This is a genomic window from Pseudomonas onubensis (genome assembly GCF_965653655.1).
GTDB lineage: Bacteria > Pseudomonadota > Gammaproteobacteria > Pseudomonadales > Pseudomonadaceae > Aquipseudomonas.
Genome location: NZ_CBFHAZ010000146.1, coordinates 1 through 12,031 on the forward strand (window position 1 = coordinate 1; position 12,031 = coordinate 12,031).

Annotated in this window: 14 protein-coding genes; 12 read left to right on the forward strand and 2 right to left on the reverse strand. The window is 60.0% G+C overall.

Features of this window, described 5'->3' with window-relative positions:
• Positions 1-303: 303 nt before the first annotated feature.
• Positions 304-2,424 carry a hypothetical protein gene (locus ACTD9P_RS27840; RefSeq protein WP_438870165.1) on the reverse strand — a complete coding sequence of 707 codons (2,121 nt, stop codon included), beginning with the start codon at positions 2,422-2,424 and terminating at the stop codon, positions 304-306.
• Positions 2,424-2,855 (reverse strand): type III secretion system chaperone family protein, encoded by a 432-nt coding sequence (locus tag ACTD9P_RS27845; RefSeq protein WP_438870166.1) that lies wholly within the window; start codon positions 2,853-2,855, stop codon positions 2,424-2,426. Before ACTD9P_RS27845 ends, ACTD9P_RS27840 begins: the two co-directional genes overlap by 1 nt.
• An 829-nt stretch (positions 2,856-3,684) precedes the next feature.
• Between ACTD9P_RS27845 and ACTD9P_RS27850 the strand changes: the two genes are divergently transcribed.
• The 12 genes from ACTD9P_RS27850 to ACTD9P_RS27905 all read left to right on the forward strand — a co-directional run bounded on the left by ACTD9P_RS27850 (position 3,685) and on the right by ACTD9P_RS27905 (position 11,867).
• Positions 3,685-4,668 carry a sigma 54-interacting transcriptional regulator gene (locus tag ACTD9P_RS27850; RefSeq protein ID WP_438870167.1) on the forward strand — a complete coding sequence of 328 codons (984 nt, stop codon included), beginning with the start codon at positions 3,685-3,687 and terminating at the stop codon, positions 4,666-4,668.
• 27 nt (positions 4,669-4,695) lie between these two features.
• Positions 4,696-5,046 carry a type III secretion system major pilin HrpA gene (locus tag ACTD9P_RS27855; protein WP_438870168.1) on the forward strand — a complete coding sequence of 117 codons (351 nt, stop codon included), beginning with the start codon at positions 4,696-4,698 and terminating at the stop codon, positions 5,044-5,046.
• 59 nt (positions 5,047-5,105) lie between these two features.
• Complete coding sequence (locus tag ACTD9P_RS27860) at positions 5,106-6,125, forward strand: hypothetical protein (RefSeq protein ID WP_438870169.1); 1,020 nt, start codon at positions 5,106-5,108, stop codon at positions 6,123-6,125.
• A 57-nt stretch (positions 6,126-6,182) separates the two neighbouring features.
• Positions 6,183-6,539, forward strand: a complete 357-nt coding sequence (gene sctI, locus ACTD9P_RS27865) for a type III secretion system inner rod subunit SctI (RefSeq protein WP_200434742.1) — start codon at positions 6,183-6,185, stop codon at positions 6,537-6,539.
• A gap of 7 nt (positions 6,540-6,546) precedes the next feature.
• Positions 6,547-7,350: a type III secretion system inner membrane ring lipoprotein SctJ gene (gene sctJ, locus ACTD9P_RS27870; protein ID WP_438870170.1), complete on the forward strand. Its 804-nt coding sequence runs from the start codon at positions 6,547-6,549 to the stop codon at positions 7,348-7,350.
• Positions 7,347-7,850: a type III secretion protein gene (locus tag ACTD9P_RS27875; protein WP_438870171.1), complete on the forward strand. Its 504-nt coding sequence runs from the start codon at positions 7,347-7,349 to the stop codon at positions 7,848-7,850. Before sctJ ends, ACTD9P_RS27875 begins: the two co-directional genes overlap by 4 nt.
• A 13-nt stretch (positions 7,851-7,863) precedes the next feature.
• Positions 7,864-8,439, forward strand: coding sequence for a type III secretion system stator protein SctL (sctL, locus tag ACTD9P_RS27880; protein ID WP_438870172.1), 576 nt, complete (start codon positions 7,864-7,866; stop codon positions 8,437-8,439).
• Between the two features lie 101 nt (positions 8,440-8,540).
• On the forward strand, positions 8,541-8,765 hold the full coding sequence (locus tag ACTD9P_RS27885) for a type III secretion protein (protein WP_064455080.1): 225 nt from the start codon (positions 8,541-8,543) through the stop codon (positions 8,763-8,765).
• Positions 8,752-9,180, forward strand: a complete 429-nt coding sequence (locus tag ACTD9P_RS27890) for a type III secretion protein (RefSeq protein ID WP_438870173.1) — start codon at positions 8,752-8,754, stop codon at positions 9,178-9,180. Before ACTD9P_RS27885 ends, ACTD9P_RS27890 begins: the two co-directional genes overlap by 14 nt.
• Position 9,181: 1 nt before the next feature.
• Positions 9,182-11,308, forward strand: a complete 2,127-nt coding sequence (gene sctC / locus ACTD9P_RS27895) for a type III secretion system outer membrane ring subunit SctC (RefSeq protein WP_438870174.1) — start codon at positions 9,182-9,184, stop codon at positions 11,306-11,308.
• Positions 11,305-11,514 (forward strand): HrpT family type III secretion system protein, encoded by a 210-nt coding sequence (gene hrpT / locus ACTD9P_RS27900; protein WP_438870175.1) that lies wholly within the window; start codon positions 11,305-11,307, stop codon positions 11,512-11,514. The genes sctC and hrpT overlap by 4 nt, the downstream gene beginning before the upstream one ends.
• A gap of 5 nt (positions 11,515-11,519) precedes the next feature.
• Entirely contained in the window at positions 11,520-11,867 is a 348-nt protein-coding gene (locus ACTD9P_RS27905; protein WP_438870176.1) for a type III secretion protein HrpV, read from the forward strand.
• Positions 11,868-12,031: the final 164 nt, after the last annotated feature.

Here is a 12,031-nt window from a genome sequence, read left to right on the forward strand (position 1 = left end):
CCACTCAGGTCGGCTTTCAGGCCGCCGTGCTGTAGATCTTGATCTTGATCTGAGACGCCCCGTTAACCACGCTGGCCGAACGCAGGCTTGAATCCGTGGGTAACCCGGCAGGACGCCGGGTTAGCCGTGCTGGGCCAAGGATGGCCCATCGCGGCGGCCCACGAATCGCTATCGCAGGCAAGCCAGCTCCCACACAAAAACCAGTTTCAACACAGCAGCCAGCTCCCACAGAACAGCAGATCCACAGCGTACTCAGGATCTGCTTTCGCTCTGTACCACCCAGCCCCACTTCCACGCATATGTTTAACCCAGAGGAAATGCCCCAGGTGGCTGTGGGTCAGGAATGTCTGCCTCGACGACACTGTGTGAACCACTCAAAGCCTTGCCGATCGAACCGGCGGCACTGGCCAGAGCACCTGGTGCGGCCTTGAGCAGTTGTGGCGCATGCTCAAGAGTTTCAGTAGGCAGTTGCGACGCAATCTGCAACCCACCACGCACCCGGTGGTAGGTGTTTTCTGCGGTGCGCCCCCAGGTGCCAGGCAATGAACCATGGGGTAAATCGGCACGATCCGGCGCGCGCATATTCTGCAAGGCCGTGCGGGTGCGCGGGAAGTTCGGCGCACTGGCCTGCGCCGTGGTGCCCGGCAACTGCGCAGCCTTGAGCGCAGCAGTGTGTGCCTTGGTTTCCGGCCCGGATTGGAAGGCGGCATACGCGGGAATCAACAGCGCTGGCGACCCCAGCGCGGCCATCACCACCTGGCCGAATTTCTGCGCCACGGTGTCGGAGCCGAGAGTGCGGGCCACGGTACTCACCGCTGCCGCATTACCCAGGCCGATCAGCGAACCGAAGGTCTTGCTCAGCAGGCTCTGGCGTACCTCACTTTTGCTCGGGTCACTGGCCAGCACCGCATCGCTGGCGGCCTTGGCAATGCGCTGGGCCAGGGGTTTGTCGGTGCCTTTGAACGTGTGGGTCGGCAATTCACGGCCGCGCTGGTCGGGCGTGGTGCTGCGCAATTGGCTGCTCGATTGCACCCCACCCATCAATAGCCCGCCGCCCATGGAGGTGAGTGTTCGCGGGCCGTAATCGTTGACATGCAGTTGCGGCGCGGCAAAGCCAATGGCGCGGCGAATACCTTGAGCCAGGCCGAACGCGCCAAAGGCTTGCGCTTCGCCGATACCGGTGCCGTTTTTATTCGCTTGCTGGGCGTTCAAATGGCGGCTGCGCAAATCGTCCACGGCTTGCCTGGCCTCGGTTTTGGCTGCATCGCTCAGTGGCTGGATCTGCCCCAGGAGACTGACCCGAGGGTTGGGGTTGGGGATGACGTCCGAGGCTTTGATAGGCTTGAGGTTCCACGGGCCGACCAACTCCTGCCCGATGGGCTTGAGCAGGTTGGTACCCACTTCATGGGCAGCGGCCATGGTCACGCCGGCAGCAAATACCTGCTTGGGCAAGTCGTGGGGGATCGCCGACTCCACCACCGCACGGGCAAAGCCAAAGGCCAGGCCCGAAGCGAGCATTTGCGGCACGGCACCGGCGACGAACGCTTTAGTGGTCGCGGCCCAACCGTCGTTGTGTTGGTGCAGGTTCTCCAATACATCGGGCAATCGGGCGTTGTCCAGGGCATCCTTGAACTCGCCTTCGGCGCTGGTCTGGCGGACCAGAGCCTTGAGCTGATGGCTGATGTCCTCCCATTCCTGGGCCGGTTGGTGCAGGTGATGCAGCGCCTTGACCGTCGCTTCAGCCTTGGCTGAGGCCTGCTTCAACGCACCGGGGATTTGCGTGGCGACCTGTTGCGCATACCGGGCGAAGGCGTGCTCGCTACGCTCGATGTGGGCACGGTCGGTGGCCGACAGTTCGGGCTGCGCCAGTACTTCCTGGTAGAGCGCGACCTTGCCGGCAAACAATTCGGTCTGGGCCTGTACAGCGTGTTTGAGTACGCGCCCGTAAGCAGCAACGTCTGGGGTATCGCCCGGCATTTTGCTCAGCTCGGCCAGTGCCTTGTGCAGCTCCAGGCGGGACGTTTGCGCATGGCTGAGCAACTCATCGTTGATCACCGGGCTCAGGTGTTCGTCCACCTCCGGGAAGAGTTTCTCGGCGATGGTCTGGAAGGCGGCATGGGACTGTTCGAGCAAATATTTGCCCTCGAGCACCATCATTTTTTGGGCGGTTGCCAGTGGGCTGCCGGCGCCGGCCTTGATGGATTGGGCTAGCGCGGCGGCTTCCCTGGCCAACGGCGTGGAAGGGCGCTGGCGCTGCGCGTAGCTTTTAAGGGTGGCGCTGGGCGCGGCGGCGGGCGTGGGCGCCAGGTCGCTGGGCGACCTGGAGGCCAGGCGCACCAAGCCAATATCGCCGCTGGGCGTTTCGTGAACTTCGCTATGGACGATGGCCGGCGTGGGGCCCTGGTTGATCCCGGGAGTGCGCATCAAAAAGCCCTCGCGCGCGTGCGCTGGTCGTCGAGAAAGTAGTGCTGGCGCCACGCTTGGGCGTACTCGGCAATATGCCCCATCAGCAGCAGAACCTGCGCCGCCGTGGTGCTTTCCAGCGCCAGGGCACTGCCGAACATCACGTGGCCGGTGTGTTCATTGTGCGAAAAACTGCTGTGGCGTACGCCATCTATCAGGTGGAAGTTGGTGTCCAGCAGGCGCAATAAAATCGCCTCCCGCTGGCGCGCGGGCAGGGGGCCGAAGTCAGCATGCATCAAGACCATTTCCGCCTCGGCGTTCTCGAGCGGGCGCAGGGAAAAATCAACGCCGCGAACAGTCAGTTGGGGGGATTCGTACAACAAGGCCGCACTGGGGATTTGGGTCAGTTGGCAGATCTCGTCCACCAGTTGGCGAAAGTGTTCGTTAGCCATATTTTTATTCTCCAGGCGCACACGCGGCCTTTGAGGCTTTTTAGGCGCTGCGTAAAAATTACGCAGCAGTCCGCAAGGTGAGTGGGGAATAAGTCGATTCAGGTTCCGGGTTTTTTTAACAATGTAGTGTGCCAATAAAACTCAACTACCGTTAATAACGGCGAAGCTTCAATGTTTGTTGGAGTTGCTTCGCGTAGTGGCACTTAAAGTATTTTTATACACCAGTGGGCAAGGAGCTTAATTGCCAGCCATGTTGAGACAAACTCAACATTCCATATTTTTTATGGCGATTGACATGCTGTGATTCAAATGTATTCTCTGGCGCTACAAACAACGGTTTCCAAGGGGGCGACGGCTTACAGTAGTGAATTGAAAAGGGCGTGTTCGAACCTGTTCAGTCAATTTTTTGAACCGTTTAGTGCCGATGATATTTAGTCTGTCAAACATATGACGGCTGGTCTTTATTGCGCGCTTAGATAATAAAAAATATGTAATGCCTCGTGTGCAGACTCGCCGTGAGGTGCCACTTGCGGCTTCTCGAGTCCTATCAAGACTCCTCGGTTCTGTGGGGATGGCTGCTGCCAGGCACGCTGAGTGAGGTTTCGTTCAGCTTTCATTCAGGTTGACTATTATAGCGATGCCTGAAATTAGAATAAGCATTCGGTTTATTTACTTGCTTCTTACTGTCAAACCTGCAACGAAAACAATTGCCGTAAGTAGCAGTGCATTCGTCACCCATCGAAGTGTCACGGGGCAGTTACATTGAATCTATATCGCAGCCTTAAGGATCGGGGACTGGATTGAGTAAGCCGATTGGGAGGTTGTATATATGACTGTGCGCGATTATTTCCATGGCGAGCATGACGGCATCAACGATTTTCCTGACCTTAAAGTCATTGCGCAAAGTACCTCATTGCTGGGCATTGATTTGCTGTTGTCTGGTGAAACCGGGACGGGTAAGGACACCCTTGCTGAGCGCATCCATGCGCTGTCGGGACGCAAAGGCAGTTTTGTGGCGATGAACTGTGCGGCGATCCCGGAATCACTGGCGGAGAGTGAGTTGTTCGGGGTGGTCAACGGCGCCTTTACCGGTGCCAATCGCTCACGCAAAGGCTACATAGAGGCGGCGCAAGGTGGCACCTTGTACCTGGATGAAATTGACAGCATGCCCTTGAGCCTGCAAGCCAAGCTCTTGCGCGTGTTGGAGGTGCGGGCCATCGAACGTTTGGGGTCGACCACCACCATTGCGCTGGATATCTGCGTGATCGCCTCGGCGCAGCGCTCGCTGTCGGAGCTGGTGGAGCAGGGCCGGTTTCGCCGTGACCTTTATTTTCGTCTCAACGTGTTGACCATCCAGTTGCCGGCGCTGCGTGAGCGCCGGGAGCAGATCATTCCGCTTTTTTCCAAGTTTGTGGACGCCGCTGCCCAAGGCCTGGGGGCCACTCACAAGACGTTGTGCCCCTCGATCATTCAGGTGCTGCTCAGCCACTCCTGGCCTGGCAATATCCGCGAGCTGAAATCGGCCGCCAAGCGCTTTGCCCTGGGGTTTCCATTCCTGGGGCCGGACACGCCCGGCGAGCAGGAAGGCCAGACACTCAAGGCGCAAATGCGCGTGATCGAACGGGTGCTGATCCAGGAGGCGCTCAAGCGGCACGACCACAGCATCGACGCGGCGTGCGTGGAGCTGGGTATACCGCGCCGGACGTTGTATCACCGCATCAAATGCTTGGACATATTCGGAAAAAGTTCGGCTCTTGAAAAAAATGTGGAACCTGTATCCACGAATTCTCCACAAATTATTACCTCGTACTGACGCGAGTGAATATTGGGAGTAATGACCATGACAAACCCTTTCCGTCCTACAGGTGGCTTTGCCAACGCAGCGGCTCACGCAGCCAACACCGGTATCAATGCGTTCCAGGGCGCAGCCCAGGCAGCCAACACTGTGGCGGGCAACGCCTCGCAGCAACAGGCCATGACTGATCAGACTGACAGCAAGGCTGCAGACGCTCAGAACATGATGATGAAGCAGCAGGACGCCCAGTCTGCCCAGCTGATCATCGCCCAAGGCCAACAAGCCATGCAGACCCAGATGCAAAACACCCTGCAGGCCATCGCCAACGCCAAGACTGACTCCGCGGAGAAAGAAATCTCCGGCACCGCTCAGCTCGCCAAAGCCATCAGCTACTAATCATTTCTGAGCCCTCCGAGTCTTCGGAGGGCTATTTTGATCCTTAGCGAGATCTCCTCATGGCAAATTCTGGCTTCGTCAATTCAGCCGCCCTGCATATCGGAACCGTCATTCCACGCGATGGCACGCTCCAGGATCTGGCCGGTTCCAAGACACCACAAGCCCTCAAGGGTGTGGTGGACCAGATCACCAACGCGTTGACGTCCAGCGGACACCTGGATACCGATACGCCGCTTGGGAAAATGGTTGAGCAGCAGCTTAAAAAAGACAATCCCTTCGCCGCGCTCGGTATCGGGCAAAACGCCGACAGCGTCAAAAAAGCGGTGTCGGACCTGATCAAAAACACGCTGGGCAATAATTTTGGCGCCTCGGCCAGCGCCGGCATGGGTGGCGGCCAGGACCTGATGTCGCAGGTCATGAAGGGGCTGGGCAAGGCGGCGCTTAACCAGGCACTGACCCCTGAAGGTGATGGTTCGACCTTCTCGAATGCGGACAAGCCGCTGCTGCGTAAAGTGGCCGACTTCATGGACCAGAACAAGGCCGCCTTTGGTACGCCGGATTCGGGTTCGTGGCGTAAGGAACTCAACGAAGATAACTACCTCAACAAAGACGAAACCTCGAAATTTCGTGCTGCCCTTGAGCAGATTTCGCAACAAATGGACGGCTCCGACGGCGTCAGCGGCTCAGCAGCCCCGCAAAGCACCGCCGGCGGTTTGGGCAGCCCGCAAAACGATCTGCAGAATGATGCCTCGCACGACGATGCGTCGGATGACAGCGGCACCACCACACAGGGCGGCCTCGGCACGCCACAAGCAAGCGCGGATGATTCGGGCGGTGATGACTCGGCAGATTCTGCTGACGCACCTGCGACTAATTCGCAGCAGCAGCAGCTCCAGCAAATACTGCAGCAGCTTGAACAATTGTTGGGTGCCGCCTCCGGAATGCAAGGCGCCCAGCAGGGTGGCCACCACCATCACCACGACGCGCAAAGCCCTCAAATGCAGGACCAGAACCAGCAGGCTTCTGCGGCGCAGGCGGCGCAAAGCATTCTATCCGTGATGAGCGCAGGCGTTTCCTGACCCCAGGGCTTGTACTGTTAATTGCACCTTTCGACACCGTTTGCCGGAGAAACCCCCGTGACCATTTCCAGCGTCAATTCCTTCAAGAGCCTTGCTCTGGATCACGAACACGAGATGGTTTCCGGGCCTGCCCAGGCGGATGTCGATCTATTCAATAGCGCGATGCGCAGCGATCACGAGCCTGCCGGGCTGGCCGATGGCCTGATGGGCGCGCTTTCCGAACGCATCGGCACCCAGCAGCACCTGTCGCAACAGGCTATGCGCTCGATGAAGGCGGCCTCCGGCACCAGCGAGCCGATGGACATGGTGAAAATGAGCCAGGCGCTGTCGCAGTATTCCCTGCAAATGGCGATGACCACCAAAGTGGTGAACAAAAGTGCCCAGGCCCTCGATAAACTGACCAACCTGCAGTAGGCCCGGCGTGAAATTCCCTCGATTATTGGTGGTTGTATGCCTGTTGTTGCTGGCCGGTTGCAGCGACGACACCGTGCTGTTCGGTGGTCTGAGCGAGCAGGACTCCAACGATGTGATCGCTAAACTGGCCGACGAACACATCACGGCCCACAAGCAGATGGAGAAGCTCGGCGTGACTGTGCTGGTGGCGGCTGGCGATATCAACCGTGCGGTGCGGGTGCTCGATGCCGCAGGCTTGCCTCACCATGCCCGCGCGAGTCTGGGCGAAATCTTCAAGAAGGAAGGGGTGATCTCTACCCCGCTGGAAGAGCGCGCCCGCTATATCTATGCGCTGTCCCAGGAGCTTGAGTCGACCTTGTCGCAAATCGACGGGGTGATTGTGGCGCGGGTACACGTGGTGCTGCCGGAGCGCATTGCGCCAGGCGAACCGGTGCAGCCGGCGTCGGCCGCGGTGTTTATCAAATATGCCGCGTCGGTGCTCGACCCTGACAGTGTGCGCGGGCGTATCCAGCAGATGGTCGCCAGCAGCATTCCGGGGATGAGCCAGGACTCGGCCAACTCGAAAAAATTCTCGATCATTTTTGTGCCGGCGGTGGAATTCAAAGACAAGCAGACCCTGGTCAATTTCGGGCCATTCCTGATCAACAGCGAAGACGCCGGTTTCTGGAGCATGTTGGTGATCGCGCTGCCGCTGGGCGGGTTAGTGGTGTTGCTGGTGCTTGCGCTACTGCTGCGACCCGACTGGCGTGCCGGGTTGCTCGGGCGCTTGCGCCCTGGCCGTTCCGGCGCCAACTACCCGGCGCGTCTGTGACCGAGGCCGACTGGGTCAACTGGTGGTGTTGCACTTGGCGCTGGATGCACCCAGGTTGGCAACCCCGTTTGGCGACGTTCACCCCGGTGTCGCGCAGCCGGCACACTGACCTGTTGAATTGCCTGGGCGTCACGCCGTCCCAACCGCCCGCGCCGCAGGTTGATGCCATGCATTGGCTGTCGCTCACTGAGCAACAGCAAGCCCAGGCATTGGCGTTGGTGGAGGCAATATGTTTTGCCAGCCCAGCGTTGCAGGCACAGGTTTCGGATGAGCAATGGGCATGGTGCCGAGGCCTGGCCAAGGCGCTGCGCCCCGGGCTATGGTTGGGGGCCGAGGTGCTCGATGCACGGTGCTTGCTCGGTGCCTGGTTGGGGGAGCGCTGCTGGTCGCGCCTGCGTTTGGCCTGGGCACCGGATGAGGTGCTGGTGCCGGCCTTGAATGTGCCGGCGCGCAAACTAGATGCCGTGTGGCAAGCAGTATTGTGGAAGGTGTTGACGTGAGGCGAACCCCAGCATGTTAGTGCGTAGAACATTATCGCTCGGCGACCAGCACGCAGCCCCCGTGGGCATTGTGCGCCATGAACAATTTCGTGATTCCCGGGCGGCGGTCGACCTGCTGGCGCAGGCGCGCGAGCAGGCAGAGGCACTGCTGCTTGAGGCCCGGCAGCAGCGCCAACAGGTGATTGATCAGGCCAGCGCGCAATTCTGGGAAGACGCCGGGGCCTTTTTGCAAGGTATCGAAACCCAGGCGCAGGCGGCGCACGACCATGTGGTGCAGGCTGCTCGGCAATTGCTTAACCAGGCCATTGAGCGCTTGTTCGGCGAATGTACCCTCGGCGAACGCGCCCAGGCCTTGATCACGCATCTGGCTGCCGGCCAAAGCCACGCCACCGGTGCCACGCTGAGCTGCCACCCACAGGTGTTTGCGCAGGTGCAAGCGTGGGTCGCCAGTAGTCGCTTTGCCGCGTTGTGGCAATTGCGCGAAGACGGCGCGATGCCCATCGACGCGTTGCGCTTGAGTAATGACGCCGGGGAGTTCGACCTTGACTGGGCGAGTTTGCAGCGCTGCATGCTCGCTCCGGGTGGCTGATCAAAACCGCGATTTATTCTCCTGTGAATTGATAGAAAGCGTGGAACCTGTGTTGGGGTTTGTTCCACTCACTTTGTAACAAAATTCATGGAGCCCTCCGCATGATCAGCTTCAAGTCCCTGCAAACCCACCTTGAGCACAACTTCACCCGCAATCAGGGCAGCACTGACACAGCGGCTCTGGACGCTGAAGACACTGCCTCACCTGAAGACTTCCGGGCCTTCGCCGATGCGGCGCAGAAGATGGCCACCACCACCTCGGTGATGAACGAAGGACTGCGTGCCGAGCACGGCATCACCAAGTCGATCATCGATGGAATTCAGTGATTTTGTCGCGGTCCTGAGCCAATGGTTCGAGCACCCGGGCGGCGCGCCGCTTGATTGCTGGATCGATGACGCCAACGCCCGGTTGTCGCCTGTGGAAGGCGGTTTGCGCTGCAGCATCGACGTACTCGACCCTTATGACGCCAGCGCCCCGGAGCGCCTGATGGCCATCCTCAGCCTGGGCGGCGCGAGTGTGGCCTGTCACTGCGACGGTGGCTTGGCCATTGACCCCGAAAGCAAATGCCTGGTGCTGGTGTACTGGCTGGCGTTGCCGTGCGCGGTTGACGCTGTGCTGGGCATCCTGCAAAGCCTGGCCAACCAGCGTGGGGCGATGCTCAGCCAGATGCACCAAAGCGTGCTTGATTCGCACCCTGCCGAGTCCCGTGCCGTAACCCCCAACTGGCTCCCTGGAGTGTGAAATGCAGAAGGCCTACCGCTGGTTGCCGTGGCTATTGATGTGCTTGAGCGCCTCGGCGTTCGCGGCCGTGCCGCCGAACTGGAAGCACGTGGCGTATTCCTATGATGCGCAGCAAACCGACCTGTCCACCACGTTGCAAGCCTTCGCCAAGGAGTTCGGCATTGGCCTTGAGATGGCGCCGATTGCCGGCGTAGTCGATGGCCGTATCCGTGCCGCCAGCCCCGAGGCTTTTCTGGATCGCCTGGGCCAGGAACATCACTTCCAGTGGTTCGTGTACAACGACACCTTGTATGTCAGCAATACCAGCGAGCAGACCTCGGCGCGCATCGAGGTTTCCCCGGATGCGGTGGATGACCTCAAGACCGCATTGAGCGATGTCGGCTTGCTGGACCCAAGGTTCGGCTGGGGCGCGCTGTCGGACGACGGTGTGGTCCTGGTCAGCGGCCCACCGCGTTACGTGCAATTTGTGCGCGAGTACAGCAAGACCGTCGACAAGCCGGATGAAAAGCAAGACGTGGTGGTGCTGCCGCTGCGTTACGCCAACGCCGCCGACCGCAGCATCAAGTACCGCGACGAGACACTGACGGTTGCCGGTGTGGCGAGCATCCTCCAGGACTTGCTCGACAGCCGCTCACGGGGCGACTCGATCAATAACCTCAACCTGCTGCAAGGCGCCGGGTTGGGTGGCGGTCTGGGCACGGCGCTGGGCACAGGCTCCTCGGGCGCCAGCAACAACTACGGCAGCACGCCGTATGGCGGCGGGGCGTCGTTGCTCGGCAACGTCGACACCGAAAACCTGCAACAGGGCCTGGACCGGGTGTTGTCGGGATCGGGCCTGCTCAACCCGAAAGGTGGCAGCGGCTCGAGCAAATCGAAAATCCGCGTGACCGCCGACGTGCGTAACAACGCGGTGCTGATCTACGACTCGCCCAAGCGCAAGGCGTTGTATGAACGGCTGGTCAAACAGCTGGACATCCCGCGCAACCTGATTGAAATCGACGCGGTGATTCTGGATATCAACCGCGATGACCTGGCGGAGCTGTCGAGCAACTGGAACGTGTGGTTTGGCGGCACCAATGTGACCTCGTCGCTGCTGGACTCAGGCTCCAACTCGACCTTGTCGGCGGAAAACTCCGGGCGTTTTGCCCTGGCCATCCATGCCCTGGAAGGCAAGGGCGCGGCCACGGTGGTGGGGAACCCGTCGATCCTGACGCTTGAGAACCAGCCGGCGGTGATTGATTTCAGCCGTACCGAATACCTCACCGCCACGGGTGAGCGGGTGGCCGATATTCAGCCGATCACGGCGGGCACCAGCCTGCAGGTGATTCCGCGTTCGTTATCCCATGGCGGCAAATCCGAAGTGCAGTTGATCCTCGACATTGAGGACGGGCAGATAGAGCAGTCGGTGCTGGATGACACCAAGCCCAGCGTGCGCACGGGCAACGTCAGCACCCAGGCGGTAATCGCCGAGCATGGATCACTGGTGGTGGGTGGTTTCCACGTACAGGAAACCGATGACAAAGTGCGCAAGATCCCCTGGCTCGGCGACATCCCCTGGATCGGCAAACTGCTGTTCACCTCCAACAGCCATCACACCAGCAAGCGTGAACGTCTGTTCATCCTCACGCCGCGCTTGATTGGCGACCAGGTTGACCCGGCGCGCTACGTGGAAAGTGGCGACCCCAACGACGTAGATGCGGCCATGAAGCGCATCGATGACCGGCACGACGGCGTGCAGCCAACCCGCATCGATGTGCAGCGCGCCTTTACTCAACTGCTCAACAACGTGCAGCCGGCGGGTTTCAGCGAGAGCAAGGTGCCGTTGTTTGTGCCGCAAAGCCTGTGCGACCAACAGCCGGGCATTGTGATCGATGGCAAACGTACCCAGTGGTACGAGCGCACCACCTGGAGTGTTGGCGTGGTGGTTGCCCGCAACACCAGTGCGCAACCGGTACGCCTGGACGAAAGCACCTGCGGCGGACGCTGGGTGCTGGGGGTGAGTGCCTGGCCGCATGCCTGGTTGCAACCGGGTGCGGAAAGCGAAGTGTTTGTGGCGGTGCGTCAGCCTCAGGCATTGAAGGCCACGGCCACCACGCGTGTTTCATTGCTGCGGGAGGCGAAGCCATGAAGCCCTTCGTGTTGATCGGTTTTTGCCTGCTGTGCGCGACCTTGACCGGCTGTGCGATGCACCCGGCGGGTTGCGCCGGGGCTGCTTGCGAGCGGCCTGATTCGAACGATCGCGAGTTGGTGATCTGGTGGCCCGAGGAAATGCGACCGGGACTGGATACCCCACAAAGGACCCAAGACTTTACAGTCGTGCCATTAAGAGATTGAGCATCATGATCCGAGTATCAGAGAAAGCGGAATTCTATGAGCGGGTAGCGGCTGGGCAAGCTGCGGTTTGGCCGGTGGCTCACGGGGTGTCCTTTGTGAGTCGTCGTGAGCATCATGACTGGGGGATTGCGTTGCATATCGACAGCCGCACGCTGCAGCCGCAGCAATTGCGTGGGGCTTTGGAGCGGCGGTTTACCCAGTCGCATCTGTTTCCGGATTATTTTTTGTCGCTTGATTCGCAGCGGGATTTTGTGGTGTGGCATGCGGCGCCGCTGACGTTTCAGGGGGGCGGGGCGCTGGATGATATTTGTGAGCATCAGCTGATGTTGGCGGGGGTTGGGGGGGGGGGTTGATGGTGTACATATCCGTTGCTGCGGTAACGGCTTCTATTGGTTCCGCTCTTACAGCGGGTCACTTTTGCAAGGACCGGAATGCCGGCCCAGTCAAAAGTAACCAAAAGGTCCTCGCCCCACCACTCGGCACCTCGCTTAGGCTCGGTGTGCCAGAACGAAGGCTT

Excerpts from the sequence above, each read along its gene's own strand:
- ACTD9P_RS27840 (WP_438870165.1), bottom strand. The coding sequence starts at position 2,424 with ATGCGCACTCCCGGGATCAACCAGGGCCCCACGCCGGCCATCGTCCAT.
- ACTD9P_RS27845 (WP_438870166.1), bottom strand. The coding sequence starts at position 2,855 with ATGGCTAACGAACACTTTCGCCAACTGGTGGACGAGATCTGCCAACTG.
- ACTD9P_RS27850 (WP_438870167.1), top strand. The coding sequence starts at position 3,685 with ATGACTGTGCGCGATTATTTCCATGGCGAGCATGACGGCATCAACGAT.
- ACTD9P_RS27855 (WP_438870168.1), top strand. The coding sequence starts at position 4,696 with ATGACAAACCCTTTCCGTCCTACAGGTGGCTTTGCCAACGCAGCGGCT.
- ACTD9P_RS27860 (WP_438870169.1), top strand. The coding sequence starts at position 5,106 with ATGGCAAATTCTGGCTTCGTCAATTCAGCCGCCCTGCATATCGGAACC.
- sctL (WP_438870172.1), top strand. The coding sequence starts at position 7,864 with ATGTTAGTGCGTAGAACATTATCGCTCGGCGACCAGCACGCAGCCCCC.
- ACTD9P_RS27885 (WP_064455080.1), top strand. The coding sequence starts at position 8,541 with ATGATCAGCTTCAAGTCCCTGCAAACCCACCTTGAGCACAACTTCACC.
- ACTD9P_RS27890 (WP_438870173.1), top strand. The coding sequence starts at position 8,752 with ATGGAATTCAGTGATTTTGTCGCGGTCCTGAGCCAATGGTTCGAGCAC.
- sctC (WP_438870174.1), top strand. The coding sequence starts at position 9,182 with ATGCAGAAGGCCTACCGCTGGTTGCCGTGGCTATTGATGTGCTTGAGC.
- hrpT (WP_438870175.1), top strand. The coding sequence starts at position 11,305 with ATGAAGCCCTTCGTGTTGATCGGTTTTTGCCTGCTGTGCGCGACCTTG.
- ACTD9P_RS27905 (WP_438870176.1), top strand. The coding sequence starts at position 11,520 with ATGATCCGAGTATCAGAGAAAGCGGAATTCTATGAGCGGGTAGCGGCT.